The organism is Vibrio sp. 779(2023) (assembly GCF_033344285.1).
In the GTDB taxonomy this organism is placed as follows: Bacteria; Pseudomonadota; Gammaproteobacteria; order Enterobacterales; family Vibrionaceae; genus Vibrio; species Vibrio alginolyticus.
Genome location: NZ_JAWPOM010000001.1, coordinates 251,873 through 277,187, shown reverse-complemented (window position 1 = coordinate 277,187; position 25,315 = coordinate 251,873). Strand labels below are relative to the sequence as shown.

General features: G+C 45.0%; 21 protein-coding genes. 9 read left to right on the top strand and 12 right to left on the bottom strand.

The window, feature by feature from the left end; translation table 11 throughout:
- Positions 1-83: 83 nt before the first annotated feature.
- Genes R8O70_RS01230 through R8O70_RS01220 form a run of 3 tightly spaced genes read left to right on the top strand, consistent with a single transcriptional unit; the run spans position 84 to position 3,214 of the window.
- A complete protein-coding gene (locus R8O70_RS01230; protein ID WP_005375133.1) occupies positions 84-632 on the top strand; it encodes an ECF-type riboflavin transporter substrate-binding protein in 549 nt (182 codons plus the stop codon).
- A gap of 6 nt (positions 633-638) precedes the next feature.
- The gene (locus R8O70_RS01225; protein WP_186585108.1) at positions 639-2,378 is read left to right on the top strand and encodes an ABC transporter ATP-binding protein; all 1,740 of its coding nucleotides are present in this window, start codon (positions 639-641) and stop codon (positions 2,376-2,378) included.
- Positions 2,375-3,214, top strand: coding sequence for an energy-coupling factor transporter transmembrane component T family protein (locus R8O70_RS01220; RefSeq protein ID WP_005383942.1), 840 nt, complete (start codon positions 2,375-2,377; stop codon positions 3,212-3,214). Before R8O70_RS01225 ends, R8O70_RS01220 begins: the two co-directional genes overlap by 4 nt.
- Before the next feature lie 122 nt (positions 3,215-3,336).
- Here R8O70_RS01220 and R8O70_RS01215 read toward each other — a convergent pair whose 3' ends face one another.
- The 4 genes from R8O70_RS01215 to napG all read right to left on the bottom strand — a co-directional run bounded on the left by R8O70_RS01215 (position 3,337) and on the right by napG (position 6,829).
- Positions 3,337-3,618, bottom strand: coding sequence for a YrhK family protein (locus R8O70_RS01215; RefSeq protein ID WP_025768568.1), 282 nt, complete (start codon positions 3,616-3,618; stop codon positions 3,337-3,339).
- 206 nt (positions 3,619-3,824) lie between these two features.
- Positions 3,825-5,006: an MFS transporter gene (locus R8O70_RS01210; RefSeq protein ID WP_005375129.1), complete on the bottom strand. Its 1,182-nt coding sequence runs from the start codon at positions 5,004-5,006 to the stop codon at positions 3,825-3,827.
- A gap of 198 nt (positions 5,007-5,204) precedes the next feature.
- A complete protein-coding gene (napH, locus tag R8O70_RS01205) occupies positions 5,205-6,059 on the bottom strand; it encodes a quinol dehydrogenase ferredoxin subunit NapH (RefSeq protein ID WP_258623827.1) in 855 nt (284 codons plus the stop codon).
- On the bottom strand, positions 6,059-6,829 hold the full coding sequence (gene napG / locus R8O70_RS01200; RefSeq protein ID WP_064376387.1) for a ferredoxin-type protein NapG: 771 nt from the start codon (positions 6,827-6,829) through the stop codon (positions 6,059-6,061). Before napG ends, napH begins: the two co-directional genes overlap by 1 nt.
- Before the next feature lie 395 nt (positions 6,830-7,224).
- Between napG and R8O70_RS01195 the strand changes: the two genes are divergently transcribed.
- A complete protein-coding gene (locus R8O70_RS01195) occupies positions 7,225-7,725 on the top strand; it encodes a GNAT family N-acetyltransferase (protein WP_017820512.1) in 501 nt (166 codons plus the stop codon).
- A gap of 46 nt (positions 7,726-7,771) precedes the next feature.
- On the opposite strand, the gene R8O70_RS01190 is transcribed toward R8O70_RS01195, so the two are convergent.
- Positions 7,772-8,749, bottom strand: a complete 978-nt coding sequence (locus R8O70_RS01190) for an ecdysteroid 22-kinase family protein (RefSeq protein ID WP_258623853.1) — start codon at positions 8,747-8,749, stop codon at positions 7,772-7,774.
- Positions 8,746-9,021, bottom strand: a complete 276-nt coding sequence (locus R8O70_RS01185) for a GNAT family N-acetyltransferase (RefSeq protein WP_064369632.1) — start codon at positions 9,019-9,021, stop codon at positions 8,746-8,748. Before R8O70_RS01185 ends, R8O70_RS01190 begins: the two co-directional genes overlap by 4 nt.
- 127 nt (positions 9,022-9,148) lie before the next feature.
- Between R8O70_RS01185 and R8O70_RS01180 the strand changes: the two genes are divergently transcribed.
- Entirely contained in the window at positions 9,149-9,895 is a 747-nt protein-coding gene (locus R8O70_RS01180; protein ID WP_042521645.1) for a flagellar brake protein, read from the top strand.
- Between the two features lie 123 nt (positions 9,896-10,018).
- Here the strand turns inward: R8O70_RS01180 and R8O70_RS01175 are convergent, their stop codons facing one another.
- The 3 genes from R8O70_RS01175 to R8O70_RS01165 all read right to left on the bottom strand — a co-directional run bounded on the left by R8O70_RS01175 (position 10,019) and on the right by R8O70_RS01165 (position 15,656).
- A complete protein-coding gene (locus R8O70_RS01175) occupies positions 10,019-10,978 on the bottom strand; it encodes a porin (RefSeq protein WP_064354918.1) in 960 nt (319 codons plus the stop codon).
- A gap of 395 nt (positions 10,979-11,373) precedes the next feature.
- Positions 11,374-13,002 carry a methyl-accepting chemotaxis protein gene (locus tag R8O70_RS01170; RefSeq protein WP_005375120.1) on the bottom strand — a complete coding sequence of 543 codons (1,629 nt, stop codon included), beginning with the start codon at positions 13,000-13,002 and terminating at the stop codon, positions 11,374-11,376.
- A gap of 293 nt (positions 13,003-13,295) precedes the next feature.
- Entirely contained in the window at positions 13,296-15,656 is a 2,361-nt protein-coding gene (locus R8O70_RS01165; protein WP_005375118.1) for a Lon protease family protein, read from the bottom strand.
- A 187-nt stretch (positions 15,657-15,843) separates the two neighbouring features.
- Here R8O70_RS01165 and R8O70_RS01160 point away from each other — a divergent pair, with 187 nt between their 5' ends.
- Positions 15,844-16,341: a hypothetical protein gene (locus R8O70_RS01160; RefSeq protein ID WP_017820515.1), complete on the top strand. Its 498-nt coding sequence runs from the start codon at positions 15,844-15,846 to the stop codon at positions 16,339-16,341.
- Between the two features lie 85 nt (positions 16,342-16,426).
- Entirely contained in the window at positions 16,427-18,058 is a 1,632-nt protein-coding gene (locus R8O70_RS01155; RefSeq protein ID WP_017820516.1) for an ABC transporter ATP-binding protein, read from the top strand.
- A 242-nt stretch (positions 18,059-18,300) separates the two neighbouring features.
- Here R8O70_RS01155 and R8O70_RS01150 read toward each other — a convergent pair whose 3' ends face one another.
- Both R8O70_RS01150 and R8O70_RS01145 read right to left on the bottom strand, forming a co-directional pair.
- A complete protein-coding gene (locus R8O70_RS01150; protein WP_258623834.1) occupies positions 18,301-20,334 on the bottom strand; it encodes a prolyl oligopeptidase family serine peptidase in 2,034 nt (677 codons plus the stop codon).
- Positions 20,335-20,454: 120 nt separating this feature from the next.
- Positions 20,455-21,354, bottom strand: coding sequence for a LysR family transcriptional regulator (locus tag R8O70_RS01145; protein WP_005375112.1), 900 nt, complete (start codon positions 21,352-21,354; stop codon positions 20,455-20,457).
- 162 nt (positions 21,355-21,516) lie between these two features.
- On the opposite strand from R8O70_RS01145, the gene R8O70_RS01140 reads away from it, so the two are divergent.
- A complete protein-coding gene (locus tag R8O70_RS01140; RefSeq protein WP_258477709.1) occupies positions 21,517-23,208 on the top strand; it encodes an L-lactate permease in 1,692 nt (563 codons plus the stop codon).
- A 315-nt stretch (positions 23,209-23,523) separates the two neighbouring features.
- Complete coding sequence (gene lldD / locus R8O70_RS01135) at positions 23,524-24,663, top strand: FMN-dependent L-lactate dehydrogenase LldD (RefSeq protein WP_005383962.1); 1,140 nt, start codon at positions 23,524-23,526, stop codon at positions 24,661-24,663.
- A gap of 90 nt (positions 24,664-24,753) precedes the next feature.
- Here the strand turns inward: lldD and R8O70_RS01130 are convergent, their stop codons facing one another.
- Positions 24,754-25,101 (bottom strand): helix-turn-helix domain-containing protein, encoded by a 348-nt coding sequence (locus tag R8O70_RS01130; RefSeq protein ID WP_005375109.1) that lies wholly within the window; start codon positions 25,099-25,101, stop codon positions 24,754-24,756.
- Positions 25,102-25,315: the final 214 nt, after the last annotated feature.

The following is a 25,315-nucleotide window of genomic DNA, read 5'->3' as shown; positions in this document are numbered from 1 at the left end:
TATGTTACACAATCAAATAACTAACGCTTTCCAACAATATAAATGAACGTTCTTTAAAATCGACTATTGAACTGAGGTTATCTATGAATCTTTCCGCTAAAACTGTTGTGGTTATTGCAATCGGTGCTGCTCTTTACGGTATCGGCGGCTTACCTATGTTTGGCATCCCTGTGTTTGCAAACACAACGCTAAAACCAGCAATGGCAGTATTAGCATTGTTCTCAGTACTATTTGGACCACTTGTTGGCTTCTTGGTTGGTTTTATTGGTCACTGGGTTACTGACCTATTTGCAGGTTGGGGCGTATGGCTCACTTGGGTACTTGGTTCAGGTATTGTTGGTTTGATTATCGGTCTATTCCCTTCTCTAACGCGCTACCGTTTGGAGAAAGGTGATTTCAATATGAAAGACTTCGCGTTATTCGTAGTACTTGCGCTATTAGGCAACGTATTTGGTTACGGTTGCTCTGCATTCCTCGACACGATTTTATACGCAGAACCGTTCACTAAAGTGTTTACCCAGCTTTCTATTATCGCGATCGGTAACACCATTCTTATTGCTATTGTTGGCTTCTTCATTCTTAAGTCTGTCGCTAAACGTAACAAGCAAAGCCGTAACTTAACAGAGGCTTAATGTCGAATGACAATCGAATTTTCTAACTTCTCTTTTAGATATGAGTCGCTGGACAAACCGACGCTAAAAAATATCAATCTAAGGATAGAGAAAGGAGAGAAAATCGTCATTATCGGTCCAAGTGGTAGTGGTAAATCTACTCTTGGGCAATGTCTTAACGGACTGATCCCACACGCAATCAAAGGGGAAACCAGTGGAACATTGACCATCAATGGTCAAGACACCGCCCCTTTCGACATGCACCAATACACTGAGCAAGTTGGCACCGTACTCCAAGATACGGACAGCCAATTTGTCGGTTTGAGCATTGGCGAAGACATTGCATTTGCGCTGGAAAACCAGCTAACTTCAAATATCGACATGTACCCATTGGTCAAAGCCACGGCCAAAATGGTCGACTTGGAACAGATGTTAGATCGCTCTCCCCACGATTTATCTGGCGGGCAGAAACAGCGTGTTTCTTTGGCGGGCATTCTCGTCGATGACGTCGATATCCTTTTGTTTGATGAACCACTAGCTGCGCTTGACCCTAAAACGGGTAAAAAAACCATCGAGATCATCGATGATCTACACCGCGAAACGGACAAAACCATAGTAATCATTGAGCATCGTCTTGAAGACGTTCTGCATTGCTCAGTTGACCGTATTATCTTGATGGAAAGCGGCGAAATCATTACCGATACAACGCCAGATGAAATTTTAGCGTCGCCTCTACTAGAAGATTACGGCATCCGCGAACCGCTTTATATTTCAGCACTGAAAGAAGCAGGCTGCGCGATTGAGGGCGATGCAAAACCTTCTAGCTTAACTACCTTACCGTTGGAGCAATATAAACCAGCGGTACAAGCATGGTTTGATGGTTCAACAGCACAACCACCTAAAACGCCAGCCGAGACTTTGCTTGAAGTCCGTGGCCTCACCTATTCTTACGACGGTGAGAAAAACGCGTTAGAAGACGTGAGTTTTGACATCAAGTGTGGCGAGTTTGTCTCTGTACTTGGCAAAAATGGCTCGGGTAAATCGACCATCACCAAACTGATTATGGGCGTTATTGAAGCGGATAGCGGCTCAATGAGCATGAATGGTCAAGATCTTAACGAACTGACCATCTTCGAGCGTAGCCAGAAAGTGGGTGTGGTGATGCAAAACCCGAATCACATGATTTCCCATCACATGATTTTCGACGAAGTGGCCTTCGGCCTCCGTAATCGTGGCGTTGAAGAGAAACAAATCGACGCTAAAGTACTTGAAGTCCTAGAGCTGTGCGGTTTGAGCAAATACCGTCACTGGCCAATCGAAGCATTGAGCTACGGCCAGAAAAAGCGCGTAACCATTGCGTCAATTTTGGTCTTGGAACCAGAGCTTCTGATCCTTGATGAACCGACGGCAGGTCAGGACTATCGAAACTACACGTCTATGCTGAGTTTCATCGAAAAGCTCAATCGCGAGTTGGGCGTAACCGTAATGATCATCTCTCATGACATGCATTTAGTGTTGGAATACACCTCGCGCTCTATCGTGATTGCAGACAGTAAATTAGTCGCGGATGCACCAATGACGCAGGTATTCAGCAGTCCAGAGCTACTAGACCAAGCAAACCTCACTACCACAAGTTTGTTTGAGTTGGCTACGAAAGTTGGTATCGAGGACACCAATGGCTTTATGCAGCACTTTATCAATGTAGAAAAAGCGCACCGCCAACAAAAAAGCGACGACGTAAACCAACTAGAGAAAGCGGTGGCATGAAAGACAATAAGATGAAGTTTGGTATCAACTACATCGATACCCAATCGCCACTTCATAAGTTGAATGGCATTACTAAGTTCTTGCTTTTCATTGCTTGGGTAACGGTGGTATTGACCACATTTGACTTGCGAATCATCGCGCTGTTGATCGTGCTGGGTTTGGGCTTATTGAAAATGACCAAAGTGCCCTTTCATGTCTACAAACCGCTGTTATTCGGTACAGGTACGGTATTACTGATCAATGCCCTGTTTATGTTCGCGTTAGCACCGCAACAAGGTACTGAGTTCATGGGTTCATCAACGGTTTTACTCTCGTTACCCGGTAATTACTCGCTCACTCAAGAGACATTGTTTTACCTAGTAACAGTGACGTTGAAGTACTTCAGCATGTTCCCAATCGCATTGGTGTTTGTATTTACCACTCATCCGACAGAGTTTTCAGCCAGCTTGAACCGTTTAGGTGTGCCTTACAAAATCGCCTATGCCGTAAGCTTAACGCTGCGCTACTTGCCGGAAGTGAAAAAGGACTTTGTTAACATCATGCACGCGCAACAAGCACGCGGAGTAGAACTGAGCAAGAAGGCTCCGTTGTTCAATCGTATGAAGAACGTCGCGAAGATTCTTGGACCTCTGATTTTCTCTAGTTTAGACAGAGCCGATCAAATCTCAAACGCGATGACGCTACGTGGTTTTGGCCGCCACTCCTCTCGCACTTGGTACAGCTTAAAACCACTGACCAAAGCCGATATGATCTGCATGGCTGGGATTGCGGTGATAGTGATTGCTGCGATCAGCAAGCGTGTGATGGACACACAACTGTTCTGGTATCCGTTTTAAATTCTGAAGCTTCAAACTGAACATAACGTGGTTAGTGTTGTGACCACGTTATCTTCCGTCTTTCCCCTCGATAACTCACCTGTTGGCTTCTTGCTTGCGAGTGTTCAAAAGAAGCGGTAATTTCAGCGGCTCGCTGATGTGCCAGAAAGTTGCTTATTTAAACGACCAACATGAACTAAACTCATCAGTTTTATCAGGGGCTTAATGATCAACTGCGCACTGCCTACAATGAAAAGCCAAGTACCACTTTCAATCAACGAATCATTCAAAAAGAAAAAGCTACCAATTAAAAACCAAATAGCAATGAGTAGGTCGTTTGCAGCACCTAACGCCTCATAGCGGCGCTGAATAACGATGTGACGGCTTCCTAGATCTAAATCCAACTCTCTGCCATGTATCTGCACTGTATAGCTCCCCTCTTATTGTTTCGCGTCAGTTATGCCCAAGTTATTTCGAAATACTTAGTTCTAAACCCTAACGGACGTGGCATGCATTGACAACCATTGGAGGGATTATCTATTTGCAATAAAAAGAAAAGGGCGCATAAGCACCCTTTTTAGCGAGTCTAATTACAGGTATTCGCTTTAATGATTAGATAGTGAGTACCAACTTAACTCCACTTCAACAAGCGAGTTTCGTTGCCTTCTTCCGGCTTCGCTGGAATATTGAGTGACAACAGCAAGCTCACTGCTGCCATACCAGCGCCGATGTAAAATACGCTAGCAGGTGAAACCAGCCAAATCACACCAAACGTAACAGGTATTACAACCGCCGCAATATGGTTAATCGTAAACGCAACGCCTGCGGTCGACGCCATATCGGCAGGATCGGCAATTTTCTGGAAGTAGGTTTTAATCGCAAGCGCTAACGCGAAAAATAAATGATCGACAACATACAATGCTGCCGCCCACTCTGCCGTTTGCACCAAACCGTACCCGACGAACACGAAGATCAAACCGACGTATTCAAACATCAACGCTTTGCGCTCACCAACAACGCCGATAAAACGGCCTATTCGCTTCGCAAACAAGAAGTTAAAGACATAGTTAATCAGGAACAGCAACGTAATATCTGCGGCGGAGTAACCAAACTTTTCTACCATCAAGAAACCAGCGAACACCGTAAAAATTTGACGGCGTGCTCCACTCATAAACGTAAGCGCATAGTATAACCAGTAACGTTTACGCAGGATGAGCTTCTTGTTCTGAGGCACTTTTGTCTTAAATTGTGGGAAGGCAAATGCCATCACCAAAATGAGCACAAAACCTAAACCACCAGCCATTAAATAGACCGTTTTAAAATCAAGTTTGAGCTGTTCGAGCGAAACCCAAATGGCGCCGTAGGTAAACAGAGAAGCCAAAGCTCCAACAGAAATAAACTTACCCAGCATTTCTGGCGCTTCTTCTTTAGATAGCCATTGTAAAGACAAAGACTGCTTGAGTGTTTCAAAGTAATGGAAGCCGGTGGACATTAACAAGGTTGTAAAAAGTAGACCGTACAAAGTGGGAAAATAACCTGTTAATGCCGTACCAAGCGTAAGCATCGCCAAAGAGACGAGCATAAAGCGTTGCTCTCGGATAAACAGCAATACAAACACGGCGGTAAAGGCCAAAAAACCCGGAATTTCGCGCACACTTTGCAATAGGCCTATGTCTGCACCATCAAAGTTTGCTTTCTCGATAACAAAGTTGTTCAACAACGCCATCCAGGTAGAAAAAGCAATGGGCACGATAATGGAAATTAACAGGAGGAAATTTTGCGGCGTTCTCCAGCCGTGCGATGAGGTAGTCATGATGTTTCCTTTAAATATGAAGGCATCATCATAGCTTTAAATGTAACAAATTCGCAATATCATTATTATTTTAAGCCCAGAGCAAGCAGATATGGCTGAGGAATATTGTTATGAAGATAAACATCGCGCTTAACTCCTGGCTAAGCGCGATGTTCAAGTATCAAGAGAACTAAAGCATGAGTAAATGTGCTCAGTGGCTTAATCAATGACTTTTACTGATAGGCGATTTTTAAATTCAAACACATGTTCTGGACACACATCCAAACAACGGCCACAGCTAATGCAGTTTTGATCCATAACTCGACGATCTCCCTCTTTCAAAGGCTGCCGAAGCACTTCTGGTTCTGGGCAAACGTAAAAGCAATCCATGCATTTGGTGCAATCTTCGCGCCGAACAGCAGTAACGCGCAACAGGCTTTTTCGGCCTATCACGCCATAGGTAGCCCCCAGTGGACATAAGTGCCCACACCACCCATGCTCAACCAAGAGTAAATCCAACACAAACACTAGGGCGATTAGCACCCAACCTGCGCCCATACCAAACACCAACCCGCGATGCAGTGCCGCAACTGGATCTAACCATGTCCAAAGAATCGCGCCAGATAGCGCACTGCCCAACATCAAAACAGGGATCAGCCAATAACGAATCATGGGAGACCAACGATAGCTCACTTTAATGTTGAACTTTCGACGCAACCACGCCGCCAAGTCTGTCACGATGTTCAACGGGCACACCCAAGCACAAAATGCGCGCGGCGCCAAAATCGCGTAAAACACCACGACAATCACTACGCCTAACAACGCATTAAACTCCGGAACATGCCCTGTCGCCAAAGCTTGAAGCACAATTAACGGGTCACTTAACGGCACGTTATCGAGCAACATACTTGATGACAGATTACCAGTTAGAATTCCCAGCGTCGGCCCAGCCATAAACAGCGCAATGATGGTGAACTGACATAGCCGACGTAAAATCAAAAACCGATGCGCGCGCCACCAACCAAGCTTTTCAAGCGCTTCTTTGCCAGCATTTTGAGCTAAATTCTTTGCCATTACTTACCTCCTTTTAGCGATTCAAGCGCACCTTCCGGCACAGGCGTCTCACTAGGGAGGATATTTTCGAGTGGTTTGTCGAGCTCTTTCCAACCAAAATTGTAGTGGCTGCCCACTTTACCTTTCGCCAAATCCGTCGGGACGACTTTAATAGCAGCGACATCCAACACGCACGCTTGTTCACACTTACCACATCCGGTACACACTTCGGAATTCACTGTAGGGATAAGTTTGGCGTGATAGCCAGTTCGATCGTTGTGAACCATCTCTAACGTGATGGCTTCATCAATCAGCGGACAAACGCGATAACAAACGTCGCATCGTAACCCTTGCCAGTTAAGGCAAGTTTCATGGTCAATAAGAACCGCTGTACCCATTCGAGCATCATCAATATCGGTTAGTTTCGGATCCAGCGCCCCACTCGGACAAGCGACAACACAAGGAATGTCTTCGCACATTTCGCAGGGAATATCACGTGCAGTAAAGTAAGGTGAGCCAGTCGCGACGGGTGAAAGTAATGTCGCAAGTTTCAGGGTATCGTAAGGACATGCCTGAACACACAAGCCACATCGAATACAAGCTGATTCGAAATCGCCTTCCGGCAATGCACCAGGCGGACGAATAGGCACACCTTTGGTTTCTCGAGCTTGGCTTTGTAGCGATTGTAAGCCCAATACACACGCAGCTGCGCCAACACCAGCCGCAGTTCGAGCTGTATCACGCAAAAATCGGCGCCGACTTTGCGATATTTTAGACTGAGAGGATTTCATGCTATTTCCTCAACAAAACTCCCTTATCAAGTTAAGCATAAATAGCCCTAAACGTGTCGTTTCCCTATACCTCATAGGAGGTAACTCCATCCTCTATTGATTCAAGTCAACTGACGCACAGTGCCGTCGTCACAGTTTGACTAAATGCGTTTATTTACTGCGACATGAAATTCACCACGATACTCTGCAGTACGCGCCATTCTCAGTACAATAATTCAACACCTTTGCAATCTACTCGTTCAATTCGATGACAAATCACTACTAAAAATTCAAAAAAACACATCATAACAAGCTAATTTAAAAGGCATTTATCCATTAAACATAAAAAAACACTATCCAAATAAGAAAACTGTGGTTAGATTAAAAATTAAAACTAAAAAGCGAAGGAGAGAGGCATGGAAATTATCGTACGTCCAACGACCGTCGAAGACGCAGCGGCACTCGTAGAAATCTATTCACAACCAAAAGCACAACGTGAAACCCTGCAACTCCCAAAGCCTTCGCTCGCGATGTGGGTGGAAAGATTGTCAAACATACCTGATGGTGTTTATAGCTATGTCGCTGAAATTGATGGTAAAGTCGTCGGTAATATTGGCTTTCACCACTCTCTACGTCCAAGAACGATGCACACGGCATCGTTTGGCATCGGAGTACATGATAGTTTCCACGGACTCGGTATTGGTAGCAAGTTGATAGAAACAGTCACTGAACTAGCAGATAACTGGTTAAATGTGAGAAGAATTCAGATAGAGGTCAATGCCGATAACGACGCCGCCATTGGGCTTTATAAAAAGCATGGATTTCAAATTGAGGGTGAAGCGATTGACGGTTCCTTCCGTGATGGTGAATTCATCAATACCTATTACATGGCGCGCATCAGACCAGGCCAAAGATAAAACAAAGCCTCCTACTAATTGGAGGCTTTTCTTTTTAAACTTCGACTCACTTTCGTAAGTAAGCCAACGCTCTGCGAGTCAATGCTTCTGTGTATGGATTGATCTTCCAGTGGTCGGGACTCCAACCTTTCACAAATCGCTGAAAGTCTGCCCAAGCCACAGCAAACAAAGGACGCCATTCACGCTCGACTTCATTAGGGTCAAGATTCGGTTGATAGCCCATTAGCGCGTGTTGCAACTGAGCAAAATACGTATCCAAAACCCAAACTTCCATCTCTGCACAACGTTCTGGCTTAACGGCGCTACTCATAAACAGTGCCACATCTTTCATTACACCCCCACATCCAACGTATTGAAAGTCAACCGCAGCAACGCTTGATTCTTCTTCATCAAAACAGAAGTTCGCCAATTTGGCATCACCATGTACTAGTGTTTTAAACTTAGCTTGCGAAAGCGTTTGATCAATCAATTGAGCCGCATTTTGTAGCTCAGTGTCTTGCAATGCTTCAAGCTCGTCGGGTCTGGTTGCTAAGTGCCAGTATGTTCCGGTATGCCACAACTTATCCGAACGAACATCGATGTATCGCGCATGAAAGTTCGCCAACCAAGTGAGGCAGGCTTGTAGATGCTCTAGCTGTGCATCTGTGATGACTTTTGGAAAGCCCACCTCGGCGAGATCTTCCATCACAATGAGCCATTCATTCTCCGATTGGAACGTTTTTAGACCTTGTGGTACTCGGCAGCGAGTATCCACCCCTCCGGAAAAATGCTCATACCAATTCACTTCCACCTGATAAGAATGCAACTTTCTTTGATGAGAACGGTCCGTATTCCAGCCTCTAGGATGCTCTGAAGGCTTAGGGAGTTTTACATGCTTAATGATCACCGAACGAGTAGAATAAGTAACTCGGACTAACTCTCCATAGCCTCCCCATAGCGATTGTATGACTTCTACAGAGCGGTAATTACCTAGATTGAGTTCCTGGCCAATATTTTGGTAGCGTTGGTGGTTGTTACTCATCATGCGAGCAGATGTGACCACGTTTGGTTCTTCTCCATGTAGTGAATAACATATGGGCAAACTGGTTTGATTTGATAACCGAGTGACTCAATTTCTGGCAACACCGCTTCCATCATCACTTTTCCGTATCCCTTACCTCGCAGTGCTTCAGGAACAACCGTTGATGTAATGTGCATGACATTACCCTCAAGCTGGTAAATCAACTTGGCTTTATAGCCCTGCTCTAAATCAACCCAGAATGTACTATTCGTGGCTTCATGAGTTACTTTATGCATATCTTGCTCTCTAATTTTTGTTACAGATTGATTGAATCAAACTATATCACTGAATAAAATCGATACTATGCGGGAGTGCTGCTTCGCCTCACGCGATTACCTTCTTACATCAGGTACGACAATTATAATGAGAAATATGAGCCCAATTGCCAGAGACGGCAAGCTACCTCTGCAAAGCAAGAAGGCACCAGAACGTCAGGCAAGTACATTAAATAGCACCGATGCAATGGCAATGGTCGAACACGGCAGTGAAGTGAGCTTAAACGTCACCACCCCCGTTGGTACAAAGTTTATTACAACCAGCACATTTGTTGGCTGTCACTCAAATAATACTGCATTGATAGAGGTTCCGAACATCTCTGATGAAGACTTGAAGTTCTATTTTCAGGAAGGCTTTTGGATCAATGTAAAAGCCTACTCTCATCGAGGTGAAGGGGCCGTTATCCCATTTCGGGCCCAATTACAGCATCGACTAGGCGATCCGTACCCAATTTTGGTGCTAGACCTACCCAACACTATGCAGGTCTTTCAGCTTCGCAAAGAAGTGCGTTACGAAGTAAATTTGAGAGCGCGTGTTTGTTTAGAAGCCTATCGAACTGAATGCGAAATAAGAGATTTATCTCGTAGTGGCTGTCGTTTTGTAACATCACCGATGAGCCGACCACTTCAGGTTGGTGACCACGTTTCATTGGATCTAACGATGCCCGGAGAAAGTCGTATGCTAGCGCCGTTGCGAGGTCGTATTTGTAATTTACAAAAATCAACGCACTATGCTCGCTACGGAATGGAGTTTGATGAGGTTGGTAAAAACAACGCTAAAAACCTCCTCAGTCACCTCAAATTTGATGGGACTAAGCTCACACTAAAAAGATAGATTTGATAACCCCTATCGCTTATCAAGAAGCTTTGAAGTGCTAGAAAACAAGAAACCCCTTACTTTTCAGTAAGGGGTTTTATTTACTAAGAATAAGGCAGTATCTTAGATAAGAGTCATGACTTAGAAGTCGTAACGTAGACCTAGCGCTAGCTCATCTTTTTCAGCCGCGCCTTCGTTATCCATTAGATCGAAGTTGTATGATGCGTAGCCACGGAAGTTAGGCTTGAAGTAGTAAGTTACATCAACAGCTAGGTTTTCTACAGTATCTGCGTCTTCTAGTTCACCTTTGTTGAACGTAGAAGTGAATACAGTTTGACCCATAGTGTAAGCAGCGGCTAGTTCGTAGCCTTTGTAATCAAAAGTCTTACCTGCAACATCCATATCCGCGCCAGTGTAGTTACCAGCGAAGTAGAAGTCACCTACAGAGTATGCAGCTACCAGCATGAACTCATCGCTGTCGTTTTGATCTGCGTAACCAGCACCTAGTTCAAAACCAGTGTTAGCAAACGCGTAAACACCAGATAGAGAGAAGCCATCTTCCTCGTTGTCTGTAAAGCCTTGTGCATCTGTTGTGCGATCAGCAAAACGGTAGCTTGCGCGTACAGCTAGTTGCTCGAATTGGCCTTTGTAAGACAGCATGTTATCTGTACGGTCAGAAACAGGCAGTTTAAGTGCTGCTGTGTTACCGTGGTAAGCCATAATGTCAGTAAAGTCAGTAAGAACCACTAGTGCGCCGTCGTTTTTACCGTAAGTTACTTCACCGTATTTGCCACCCAGACCCGCATAAGCGTAACGAGTTTCAAGATCACTATTGTTATCTACGGCACCTTCTTCTTTTGTTTTGAACTCACCTTCCCAAAAACCAACGCCGTATAGGTTTTCATTGATTTCCTGTTTGCCTAGGAAGTTAAGACGGATGCGAGTACGGTCTTCTGCCTTACCATCCATCATAGAAAGACGCGCTTCAGCGCGGCCGCCCATCTCAAGAGAAGTGCCATCTTGGTTGTATAGTTCTGAAGCGACAACTTGAGATCCTGATGCCATTAGCGCCACTGCTACAGCTAAAGTTTTTAATTTCATTGTTATTTTCCATATCATTGTTTTATATGTGTTTTCTCACCAGAAAAACAGGACTTTTCTGTACCAACGAGAAAACTGGCGGCATAGTAGCAGCTGTTATTTTTCACGCAACGTGTTGAATAAACAGCACTTATAGAAGAAAACACCACTTAAAATGACGATATGAATACCTCTCAACCATCAAGTTATCGGTTGAGTTAAAAAAAATGTTCGCGTCAAAAAAAAATTGACGAAAAAAATGTAAAAACAATATCACAAAACGTGACATTGCCCGCAAAAAATCTTGTTAACTGACTGTTTTAGATAGACTTATTGATAATAAATCCGATTATTACAAACAAAAAATCCCTGAGCATTCACTCAGGGATTTAGAGATTTGATAAGTAGATGATGAATTAAAGCTTAAAGAAACTTAATTGCTCTTTCTGCTTCTCTGCAAGTAATGAAAGCTCAGTACTCGCACTTGCACTCTGGCTGATGCCCGCTACGTTTTGGTTTACAAGCTCCGACATGTTAACCACGTTGCGATTGATATCTTGAGTAACTTGAGACTGCTCTTCGGCTGCGGTTGCGACTTGCGTGTTTGAATCGTTGATGTTGGCGACCGACTCGGTAATTCCAACCAACGCCTCATTCGCTTGTTGCGTCAGCTCGTTGTTGCGGCTAAGCATATCAAGGCTGACTTGCATACTGTCATTCGCCAGCCCAGACTGCGCTTGAAGCTCTTCAATGATCGTTTGGATCTCTTGTGTCGAGTCTTGAGTACGCGCTGCTAGCATGCGTACTTCATCAGCTACTACCGCAAAACCACGACCAGACTCACCAGCTCGCGCCGCTTCAATCGCAGCATTCAATGCTAGCAAGTTGGTCTGCTCAGATACGCCGCGAATCACTTCAATAACATCGTTGATCTGTACAGATTGCTCTTTTAGACGCAAAACAACTTGCGCTGCATCGTTCAATGCTTGAGACATTTGCGCACTTGCTTCCGCACTTTCTTGGAAGATAGCCAAACCTGATTGAGCAAGTCCATCAGCTTCACGCGCGGTTGCGTCAGCAGAGGTCGCGTTATCACTCACATTATTCGCAGTGCTTGCAAGCTCGTTAACCGCAGATGCAACTTGCTCGATCTCCGCCAACTCTTGTTGAGCGTTCGCTTCCGCTTGCGTCATTACCGCAGCTAATTCGGTCGATGCAGATGCAACTTCCTCACTAATACGGGTTAACTGGTCCACAGTGTTGTATAACTGCTCTGCGGTTTGGTTTACATCTTTGCTCAGCTTAGAGATCTCATTGTCCCCATCGACATCTGCACGTACTGATAGATTACCCATTGCTAACTGACGCATCACTTCTTGCAGCTTTTGGATTGGTGTAACAATCATGCCAGATAGGAACCAAGCGCCTATCAATGAGAAAGCAAATACCGCTAAAACCGTCAACATAGCGTTATTTTGCACACGTTCATTTTGCTGATGACTTCTGATAGTAGATTGTTCAGCTTGCTCGTTTACATGCTTTGATAGCGTGTTAATTTGTTGGACCATTTCTCGGCCAACATTGCGATACTCTTTGACAAATGCACGGTACTCGCTATCCGATTTCAAACCTTGATCGTATTGGTTGAAGAAAGCAACTGAGCGCTCTGAATATCGCACATAGGATTCAATTGCTTGGCGAACTTTAACGGCATCGTCACGGAATAGGTTTCGGGCTTCAATTGCGCTTAAATCGGCATCAACTTGCTTTAAGCCTTCTTTCAATTCGGTTAGAAAATTCTCACGACGAGAAGCATCGTAAATAGCGTAAACCGCGCTTATGCGCAGAGGGTAAATTTGGTCGTCAATACTCGCCAATGTGTCTTTGTGAAAAACCAAAGATTCTTGGTTGGAAGCAATAACATCTTGCTCTGCTTGAAGATTGTTTTTAGTAATCCAAAGAGCAATAAACAAAACAATCGCGGTAAATAATACCGGAACCAAAATTTGCGTTCGTACTGACAAATTTTTCAGTGATAACTGCATGACAGGGCCTCAGTTGTATGCGTGATGTCTATATCCAAACAAACTCGAGCAGTGCCTATAACAACGTTACTTTTCGGCAGTTTGAATATCTATGCTTCCTTGCGACGGGATAAATCCCAGACGAATAAACAAGTGGCGAATATTAGAGGTCGATCACACTTTTGTCTAGTACAAAAACTCTCCATTTTCAATCTGTTATTGACAATATCCCGACAGTGGCGTCGGGATATTGTCGTTATGATAAATTATGATCACTTATGATGAGATACATTCACATTTAGGACGGTTTCAGCCTATTTTCTCAACGAATTGAGCTTAGCTTGAGCAAGGCCAAAAATGGTATCGATTGGATAAGAACCTTCATCAGTTGGCTCACCAGCAACTTTCCCCGTAAACAATTCGATAGCTTCAGTAACATGGTCAATCGCCCAAATATTAAACTCGCCTTTTTCGACTGCTTTCACGATGTCGGAACGAAGCATTAGATTGTGAACATTAGAGCGCGGAATAATGACCCCCTGCCCGTCATGACGACCTTTAATTACACACACATCATAAAAGCCTTCGATCTTTTCGTTTACGCCACCAATAGGCTGAGCTTGACCAAATTGATTCATCGACCCTGTTATCGCAATGTCTTGTCGGTTTGGTTGCTTTGAAAAAGCAGACACAACCGCACATAACTCAGCCATGCTGGCACTATCACCATCAACACCACCATAAGATTGCTCAAAGGTAATGGTTGTCGTTAATGGCACTCGTGCCGTTTTACCAAATACGGAAGATAAGTAGGCAGACAAAATCATCACGCCCTTAGAGTGAATACTGCCACCCAAATCCACGCTGCGCTCGATATCGATAACATCCCCATCACCGTAACACGTCGTCGCTGTGATGCGATTCGGTGCACCAAACATGTAGTCACTAGTGCTCAATACCGAAAGTGCGTTCACTTGGCCTACGGCTTCTCCTTCGGTGCGAATCAGCGTTGTGCCGTTAATAAAGGTTTCCATTACGTTATCGCGTAATCGGCTTACTCGCATTTCTTGGTTATTGAGCGCCTCTTCAACATGCCCAATACGAATCATGTTGGAGTTGGCTTGACGAGCTACGTAGTTCGACTCTCGAAGCAAGTTGGCGATATTAGCCGAATGTAGAGATAGCTTGGATTGGTCGCCAGACAAACGTGAGCTGTATTCGATGATTCGAGCAATGGCTTTGCGATCGCAATGCAGCATATTGTTGTCATGCACCACGCTAGAGATAAAGCGCGCGTAATGCAGCTCAGACTCCGGCGTACGTTTCATTTCGTCTTCGAAATCTGCCGTCACGCGGAACAACTCGCTGAACTCTGGATCGTAATGTTGGAGTAATTGGTAAGTTCGGTAATCACCAAATAAGATGATTTTGATATCAAGCGGAATCGGTTCAGGATCGAGTGATACCGCCCCCGTCAATGTGACTTCTTTTTCTAGAGACGTAAAACTCAATTGACGAGCACGCAATGCGCGCTTCAAACCATCCCAAACGTAAGGCTGTTCAAGTACTTTCTGAGCATCCATTAATAGAACGCCGCCATTCGCCTTATGCAAGCTCCCTGCGCGAATCAGCGAGAAGTCGGTAAACACCGTTCCCTTGAAAGTGGCAGTCTCAATCGACCCGAAGAGTGAATGATAGTTGGGGTTTTCTTCAACAACGATAGGAAATTCGCTGCTTTTACGGCTTACCAAGACGTTCACTTTATAACGACGTGGCAATTTTTTATCCAAGGATGCCGTCGCAATTTCGCCTTGCTCGCCACTTTGGTCAAGGAAGATATCTGCGTTTTCAACAATATCTTTTTGCAGCTCAGTTAAGTAGGTTTTGATTTCGGAATATTGCGCGTAATCCACTTTGAGTTTTTTGATGAAGTGAGTAATCACATCAAGCGTCACTTCATCATTGAGCTTTTTGATTTTATCGCTGTATGTCTCTTCCCACTCCGTAAGCTCACGAACCATCGAGCGCAATCGCACTTCGAGTTCATCAATAGCATCGCTGAATTGCTCTTGTTCTTTTTTGCTTAGTACATCAAAAGACTCTTCCGTATGAAGCTCATCACCGTTCATGGCGACAAACTGATAATCCCCCTGTGTAGTCAGTGTTAGGCTGATGCCTTTTTCTTTTGCCTCTCGACTAATACGATCCAGCTCGTTTTGTTGCTTAGCTGCCAATTGATTTTTTAATCGCTCAGCGCGGCTAAAGTACATTTCATTGTCGAATGCTAGGGGTAAAGCATTCAATAATTTGCCCATTAAAGCTTCAATATCAACACGTAGCTTATTTCCGATACCACAAGGCAGCTTTAATACCTTTGGTGTACGGGTATCCTCAAAGTTCGCAACGTAACACCAATCAAACAGGGCTGCTGCATCGTGTTGGTGACGATTCAGATAGCGCAAGATCATGGTGCGTTTACCTAGCCCATTCTGACCAATGGCGTAGATGTTATACCCTTTCTCTTTGATGGACATCGCAAACTCGACCGCTTTTTGCGCGCGCTCTTGGCCCACGATTTCATCAATTGGAGGTAACTCCTTGGTCGACTTACATGGCATATTCTCTAGATCTGCTACAGAATATAGCTGCTTAGCTTCCAATCTTAGTATTGCCATATCCACTTCCTTTTTTCTTATTTTCGTCATTTGAGTGTAGAGATTATTTGCTTAATTTTAAGTGATTTACCTTCCACCCTAGATTGATTGGACATTTTATGAACACATAAGTGATATTAACACGCACTTGCAATTGATAATCAATTTCATTTAATATCTAAACAAATCAAATGTTGTGGAGATGGATATGAATATTGAGCAATGCTGGATGCGCTACTTAAAAGCGGAGCAACTGATGGAACAAGGCCATTGGCCAGAAGCTCATCGTTTATATGACGACGTGCTCAACAATCTACCCAACCACATTCATTTAGCGCTAGAAAATGCACAAACTAAACCTTGCCAGTTTGTATGTCTCATTACGGGGCTAAGAGATGCCAGCGTGACGCAATCAGAGATTCTCAACAAACTCGGCTTACAACATGATGCGTTCTCAATACTCAATCAAACTTACGCGCTATTTCAATTTTTGCAGCTAGAGAGCCATGAACTGATTGAGCGCGTAGGTCACCTACTTGGTCAACAGAGCGAAGACTTGTTAGCTCACATGGCGGCATTTTGCGCTGCCCAACGTAATGCTCAATGGATGATAGAACTCGAGCACGTAACGCGCGCGCATGAGCAGTTCTTACATTTGCAAGTAATGAGTTCGGCAAAAGCTTCGCCTTCTCACCTGTATAATTAATCTAAAGCTCAAGCATTGAGGCCAGCTAGGTTTGTACTGTCCATTGCTTGAGTATCATTTGCTTTATCAACCACAAGGATCTGTGATGTCTTCTAAAACCATTCTTTCGGTGAACAACCTATCAGTCAGCTTTACGACAAACGATGGGATCGTCGATGCAGTAAAGAATGTTAGCTTCGATTTAAAAGCAGGCGAGACGCTGTCCATCGTTGGCGAATCTGGCTCTGGCAAGTCAGTATCAACCAATGCACTGATGAAACTACTGCCAGACAACGCTATTTTGCATGAAAACTCATCCATCATGTTTGAGGGTAGCTCCATCTTGGATAAAACAGAGCGTGAAATGCAAAGTATTCGCGGTGATCGCATTGGCATGATTTTTCAAGAGCCGATGACCTCACTAAACCCGTACATGCGGGTGGGTATCCAAGTCGCTGAGGCCATCATGTGTCACCGCCCGGTCGACAGACGAACAGCAAAAGCAAAGGTGTTAGAGCTGTTTGAATTAGTTCATATGCCAAACCCAGAAAAAGCGTACAACAAGTACCCACACGAATTTTCTGGTGGTCAATTGCAACGCATCATGATTGCGATGGCACTGATTAACGAGCCCGATATTTTGATCGCCGACGAACCTACAACAGCGTTGGATGTCACGGTTCAAGCAGAAGTGTTGCACCTGATTAAAGAAATTCAGGCTCAGATGGGCATGGCAATCCTATTTATTACTCATGACTTAGGCGTCGTAAAACACTTTGCAGATCGTGTCATTGTGATGTGTAAAGGAGAAGTCGTCGAAGAAGGCGAAACACAAACACTCTTCAAGGACCCAAAGCACGAATACACACGTATGCTAATCAATTCGATTCCTAAAGGCAGTAAGGAGCCTATTAGCGAAAGTGCTACGCAGCTGTTAAAGGCTGACGATATACGAGTCAAATTCTTGGTAAAGTCGCATTTTATTGCGAGCAAGAATGAGTACTTCGAAGCGGTAAAAGGCATTTCTCTTGAGCTTAAACAAGGAGAGACCCTCGGGATCGTTGGGGAGTCCGGTTCAGGTAAGTCTACACTCGGCCGAGCTTTGATAGGTCTACTGCCCTCAACTGGCAAAATAGAATATAAAGGCCAAGATATGGCCTTGCTGACAAACAAAGAACGTTTTGAGCTGAAAAAAGACGTTCAGATGGTATTCCAAGACCCTTATGGTTCGCTTTCTCCTCGTATGACTATCGGCGAGATCATCACTGAAGGATTAACTGTCCACCAGCCAATGTTGAGTAAAAAAGAACGTATGCAGAAAGCACGCGACGTGCTTCGAGAGGTTCGCTTAGATCCCGCGTCCATCAACCGTTATCCACACGAGTTTTCGGGAGGCCAGCGTCAGCGTATTGCTATCGCGCGAGCACTAATTCTTGAGCCTTCGTTTATTTTGCTTGATGAGCCAACCTCTGCATTGGACCGCTCGGTTCAACTGACTGTGATTGATCTCCTGAAAGACTTGCAGAAAAAACACAATATTGGCTACTTGTTTATTAGCCACGATCTATCAGTCGTCAAAGCACTCTCTGATCGTGTTCTAGTCATGCAAAAGGGCGAGGTCATGGAACAAGGTACGGCCGAAAAGATTTTCCAAAACCCTAAAAATGACTACACGAAAAAACTGATAGATGCCTCATTTGATCTTGAAAACAGTGAAAATCAGCACAATGCGGCTTAGGTTCATCACAGTTTCATATTCATAAACTAGGATTAAGAAAAGGTGATAAATTCATCTTGTCTTAAGAATGGCGTAGCTGCCTTTCGGTTTGGCCGCCGAGACTGGTTGGTTCAAGAGTCAGACTTAGTCAACCTGGCTCAAATACTGGCAAACAGTATGAATTGAGTTCCCCCAACCATGAAAAATGCCGCGACACTGTCGCGGCATTTTTTTATTCTCAGAAGTTTCTAACAACTAGGGCATTAAATTGACTCAATACCCATATTATGTAACGTAAATGCATACACGTCTGTGGTGAGGTCAATTTGCTTACTCAGCGGCATTCCTGCACCATGACCGGCATTAACATCAATGCGTATCAATACTGGATTAGCGCCTTGCTGTTTGTCTTGCAGCTTCGCAATAAATTTGTACGAATGTGCTGGCACAACTCGGTCGTCGTGATCAGCAGTTGTCACCAAGGTAGCAGGATATTGCACGCCTTCTTTTACATTGTGAACAGGAGAGTAACCAAGCAAGTATTGGAACATCGCTTCACTTTGCTCCGACGTGCCATAGTCATACTTCCAGCCTTCTCCAGAAGTAAACGTGTGATAACGCAGCATATCAAGCACGCCAACCGCAGGCAGCGCGACTTTGAATAGTTCAGGGCGTTGCGTCATACACGCTCCAACTAACAAACCACCATTAGAACCACCGCGAATCGCTAGGCGATCCGAGCTAGTGTAGTCGTTTTCAATCAGGTATTCCGCCGCCGCAATAAAGTCATCAAACACGTTTTGCTTTTGCTGCTGAGTGCCTGCGTTGTGCCAGGCTTTACCGTATTCACCGCCGCCTCGCATGTTGGCGACAGCGTATATACCACCCAACTCTAGCCAGTTGGCTACATTGCCAGAAAACATTGGAGTAAGGCTGATGTTAAAACCGCCGTAACCATACAACATGGTTGGTGCTCTACCATCAAGTGCAATGCCCTTCTTGTATGAAATGATCATCGGAACTTGCGTGCCGTCTTTTGAGGTGTAAAACACCTGTTTTGATTCATACTCATTACGATCGAACGGTGCCTTTGATTCCTGAAACAGTGTCGATTCACCAGATTCGACATCAAATGAGAAGATCGTCGGAGGCGTCACGTAGTTAGTGAATGTGTAATAAAGTGTGGTTTCTTCTTTTTTACCCGCCAGACCATAAGCCGTGCCTTCTCCCAGCAATTGTACATCTCGAATCCACTCACCTTGGTAGTTAAACTGCTGCACTTTAGAAAGCACATCTACCATATAAGTCGCAAACAGATAACCGCCACCTTTGCTGATTTCTAACGGCTGTTCTTGTTCAGCAATCACGTCAGCCCATTGTTCTGTCTGAGTGTTGTAGCTGACAACTTTGCCGTTCGGCGCATCTAGGTTGGTGTAAAGCAGCAAGGTCTCGTCTTGACTATCAATCAAGTAGGTGTCGCCTTGCGTTGTATCGCGCAGCGTCACAATTGCTTGGGAGTCAGACTGTAAATCGATATAAAACAGACGATTACCCGATGTAGATTCTGCGCCAGAGATAATAAGGAAGCGATCATCTGTCGTCGTCGTACCAGACACATAACGATGAACTTGCGTATCCAACTCACCAAAAATCACTTTATCTTCAGATTGAGGGGTACCAAGTTCATGATAATAAAGCTTGTGATGCTCAGTTCGAGCAGACAACTCGCTGCCTTGCGGCTTATCGTAGCTTGAGTAATAGAAGCCTTTGCTGCCCAGCCAAGAAATCGACGTAAACTTCGCATCAACAATCTCAGGCTCTAACTGTTCTTTGGTTTCCGTATCAATGACAAAGATCTTACGCCAATCACTACCCCCTTCTGAGATGGAATACGCGACCAAACGGTAGTCTTTAGAGAAGCTGACTTCGCCAAGAGAGGTCGTGCCCTCTTCGGAGAAAGCATTTGGATCAAGGAAAACCTCGGCTTCTCCCTCGCCTTTACGTCGATACAATACGCTTTGGTTTTGCAAACCGTCGTTTTTGTAGAAGTAGGTGTAGTCACCACGTACAAATGGCTGGGAATATTTTTCGTAGTTTTGACTGTTCGCCACTAAGTCACGGATTTGTTGGCGGTACGGTATCTGACCAAGGAAATCGAAGGTGACCGAATTTTGACCCGAAACCCATTGTGCGGTTTCTTCACTGCGATCATCTTCTAACCAGCGATAAGGGTCGGCAATGTCGTGACCAAAATAAGTGTCCACGACAGAATCTTTACGTGTTTTTGGGTAATGCATAACGTCCGTGTTACTCCGTTGTTTTTATTAAGTTGTTTATCTTCAATCGTTTTATTGCGGTGATTACCTTAGAGCACCCAATTTTGATTTCAACGACATTGTTTTAAATCTATGAAGAACCTAGAAATAATGAGATATCGTTAAGTACCGGTCACGAATGTGCTCAATAAGCAGCTTCACTTTGTTCGGTGGTTGACGAGTAAACGGGTACACCGCGTAGATACCCAACTTTTTACCTACTAATTCAGGAAAAATATCCACCAGTTGACCATTACGAATATCGTGATACACCAAGCAGCGCGGGACGTAAGCAATACCATGGCCGCCCAGAGCGGCTTTACGTAATGCGGTCGCGTTATCAGTAGAAAAGCAGCCCGATACTTTGACGATGTAATTGCCATCTTCTCCTTTAAACTCCCAATCCGTTGCACCTGTGGTTTGGTAAGCGTATTGCAGACAATTGTGCGTGGTGAGATCAATCGGCTCGATCGGTTTCCCATTTTTCGCAATATAAGAAGGTGACGCGCATACCACCCATTGGGAATCGAGAATATGTCGTGCGATCAAACTGGAGTCGGCTAGGTAGCCAGTTCGAATGACTAAGTCGTAACCATCAGCCACTAAATCGACAAAGCGGTTATCCAATGACATGTCCACGGTCAGACCCGGATGAAGGTTACAAAACTCGGCAACAGCATCAGCAAGTATCAAATCTCCAGAGATACACGGCACGGACATTTTTATATGACCACTCACATTCTCTCCAAAGCCTGCAACAGCATCCATAGCCTCCTGAGTGGCCTGCTTCACATTTTTAGCACTGTGGAGTAACACCTTACCTGCCTCGGTCAAGGTTAATTTGCGCGTTGTTCGATATAATAGCTGAGCCCCTATTTCTTCCTCCAACCTCGCCATTCTTTTGCTAACTACCGAATTTGTAAGGTTATTTGCCTCTGCAACCTTACTAAAGCTGCCAAGTTCGATTACTTGAGAAAATAGGATTAAGTCGTCTGCTCTCATACCATTATGTCACTTTTGGAATTAATCATTTTCATTATTTCCCTATATCAACAAAAAATAAAGGAGTAAATTCACGCCAAATTAACAAAACCATTACAACAAAAAGTCACCTCTACAGCGGATTGACACCGTTCGAGAAGTCAGCGTACGAAGGATGTACAAATGAGTGAAACCCTACTTGCCCTAGTGGCATTTTCGCCAATTGTTGTTGCCGCCATCTTATTGGTTGGTCTCAACTGGCCTGCTAAAAAAGCCATGCCTGTTGCGTTCGGTCTAACCGTCGCTATCGCACTTATGTTTTGGGATATGTCAGCCAATCGCGTACTGGCCTCCGTATTCCAAGGACTCGGCATTACTGTCTCTGTTCTATGGATCGTGTTTGGTGCCATCTTCTTGCTCAACACTTTAAAACACACTGGAGCGATCACCACAATCCGTAATGGATTTACCGATATTTCGGCTGACCGCCGTGTACAAGCCATCATCATTGCTTGGTGCTTTGGCTCGTTCATTGAAGGCGCATCTGGGTTCGGTACCCCGGCAGCAATCGCTGCACCACTGCTGGTTGCAATCGGCTTCCCTGCGCTAGCCGCTGTCCTAATGGGCATGATGATTCAGTCTACGCCTGTTTCATTCGGCGCGGTAGGCACGCCTATCATCGTAGGTGTAAACAAAGGTTTAGACACGCATAACATCAGTGAGTCGTTGGCCGCGCAAGGTGCAACGTGGGAAATGTACCTGCAAGATATCACAGCACACGTTGCTGTCATTCACGCAGTCGTAGGTACGATGATCCCGGTATTAATGGCGATGATGTTAACACGTTTCTTCGGCAAGAACAGAAGCTGGAGTGAAGGCCTGGATATTCTACCATTTGCGTTATTCGCTGGTGTCTCTTTCACCGCTCCATACGCGTTAACCGGCGTATTCTTGGGCGCAGAGTTCCCTTCACTTATCGGTGGTTTGGTTGGTCTGTCTATCGTTGTTACCGCAGCGAAAAAAGGCTTCTTAGTACCAAAGACTAAGTGGGATTTCGAAAGCGAAGACAAATGGCCTGCAGAGTGGTTAGGTTCGCTAAAAGTCGATCTAAACGACAATCCGGGCAAGCCAATGAGCATCGTAAAAGCTTGGGTTCCATATGTAATGCTGGCAGTTATTCTCGTCGCAAGCCGCGTAAGCCCTGAGCTGAAAGGCTTTGTACAAAGCGTAAGTTTGTCGTTCAGCAACATTCTTGGTGAGACTGGCGTTAGCGCTGCGATTCAGCCGTTATACCTTCCTGGTGGCATTCTGGTGTTTGTCGCACTATTTGCTGCAATGTTACAAAGCGGTAGTGTAAAGCCATTGCGTGAAGCGTTTGGCGAGTCAAGCAAAACACTGATTGGGGCGGGTTTTGTCTTGGTATTTACCATTCCGATGGTTCGTATCTTTATCAACTCAGGCATCAACGGTGCTGACCTAGCAAGTATGCCCGTCACAACCGCAAACTTCGCCTCTGACCTTGTTGGTTCTGCGTTCCCAGCGCTGAGTGCCACCGTTGGTGCACTGGGTGCGTTCATCGCTGGCTCAAACACGGTATCAAATATGATGTTCAGCCAGTTCCAATTCGAAGTGGCACAAACGTTGTCTATTTCGAGTGTGATTGTTGTATCACTCCAGGCCGTCGGTGCTGCCGCAGGTAACATGATTGCGATTCACAACGTTGTTGCCGCATCAGCCACGGTAGGTTTGCTTGGTCGAGAAGGCGCAACATTGCGTAAAACGATTATCCCTACGTTCTACTACATTGTAATGACAGGCATTATTGGATTGGTGCTGATTTATGGCTTCCAAATGACAGATGTCTTGATGAAGTAGCGCGAAATGCAGGGTTTACAGCCCTGCCTAATTTGACACAGCTGTCTGCACTACTACCCCGACATGTTGATTTAGCTTGCTACATCAATTCCCCCGACAGCTGTGTCACCCTTTCCAGTTTGCATAACTGATTGAGTGATTTAACAAAATTTTTCAACCAATTATGTAAATGGGTTACCAACATCACCGATTCAAACGTAAGTGAACCATAGGTAACTATACTCATTTTGATGTCTTCACTGCTTTGCGATGAAGGCTCAACGAAAGAGCAAATTGCTCCACAACTTTGCTTAGAATAACCGCTAGGACACCATTATGATTATCTCAGCTTCTACTGACTACCGCGCTGCCGCGAAAGCCAAGCTTCCCCCGTTTCTATTCCATTATATTGATGGCGGCTCTTACGACGAACGCACGCTGAAGCGTAATACTGACGATTTAGGTGATGTCGCTCTTCGCCAACGCGTCCTACGCGATATGACAGATTTGAGCCTCGAAACCGAGATCTTCGGTGAGAAACTGGCAATGCCAATCGCGCTAGCTCCTGTTGGTCTAACTGGTATGTACGCGCGCCGAGGCGAGGTACAAGCAGCAAAAGCAGCCGAGAAAAAAGGCATCCCATTTACTATGTCGACTGTTTCGGTTTGTCCGATTGAAGAAGTCGCACCTGCAATTGAACGTCCAATGTGGTTCCAGCTTTACGTGCTGAAAGATCGTGGCTTTATGAAAAACGTACTTGAGCGTGCAAAAGCAGCAGGCGTAACAACGCTGGTGTTTACCGTTGATATGCCAGTTCCTGGCGCACGTTACCGTGACATGCACTCAGGTATGAGTGGCCCTAACGCGGCCATGCGTCGTGTATTCCAGGCGATGCGCCACCCAAGCTGGGCGCTGGATGTGGGTCTACTTGGTAAACCGCACGACTTAGGTAATATCTCAACTTATCGTGGTGAACCAACAAAGCTAGAAGATTACATCGGCTGGTTAGGCGCAAACTTCGACCCTTCTATCTCCTGGAAAGATCTTGAGTGGATTCGTGATTTTTGGGATGGCCCAATGGTTATCAAAGGCATTCTAGATGAAGAAGACGCGAAAGATGCGGTACGTTTCGGCGCGGATGGCATTGTGGTATCTAACCATGGTGGCCGTCAGTTAGATGGCGTACTTTCAAGTGCTAAAGCACTACCAAGCATTGCTGATGCAGTAAAAGGTGATCTTAAGATCTTCGTAGACTCTGGTATTCGTACTGGTCTTGATGTCGTTCGTATGCTCGCACTTGGTGCAGACTGTACGCTTCTTGGTCGTTCATTTGTGTACGCATTGGCAGCACAAGGCGGAGCAGGCGTTGAAAATCTACTGGATCTGTACGATAAAGAAATGCGTGTAGCAATGACGCTGACTGGAGCTAAGTCTATCGCGGATCTTTCACGCGATTCGCTAGTGAAAATCCCATAATCTTTGCGAGCGAGCAAAACAGAAACGAAAAAACGAGCCAACAGTGGCTCGTTTTTTATTGCTCTTCAACCCGATAATTTGACGAGCAAGCTAGCTAACTTGGTGAACGTACTCGATCACGACTTGGTTTCCGTCGATAAACACGTTACTGATATCACCATCCACCGTCACACGATTTTGTAAATAAACGGTACCAGATGCAGATAGATCACGCTCCGTCAAAGACGGAATCACCTGACCAGGACGTACATGTAGCTGCTCGCATAGCTGTTTTACAAAACCTAGCGTCAGTGGAGAATTACCACGTAACAAGCCAGAAAACTCGTGTAGACTCAAACCAAGGCGCTTAGCCATTTCCATTTGAGTGATGTGCATTTTGGCTTTTTGTGACATCCAGATGTCGTAGAGCGCGTTTCGATCCAGCTCTGTAAATTCCATATCTGCCTCCGCTAATTCAAGAGCCAATACACTCTCACACTTACTTAAGATAAATGTTAGCGATAAGTCAGAGAAGTTATAATTGATCGTCCAAATATCAACCCTCAATCATTGGTAGCGTACCTCTGAACATGCATGAGGCGGTCGCTCAACAGAACATTGAGGTGACTCTCTTGTCATCGGAAGGAAAAGTCCATCTCGGACGGTTTAGACA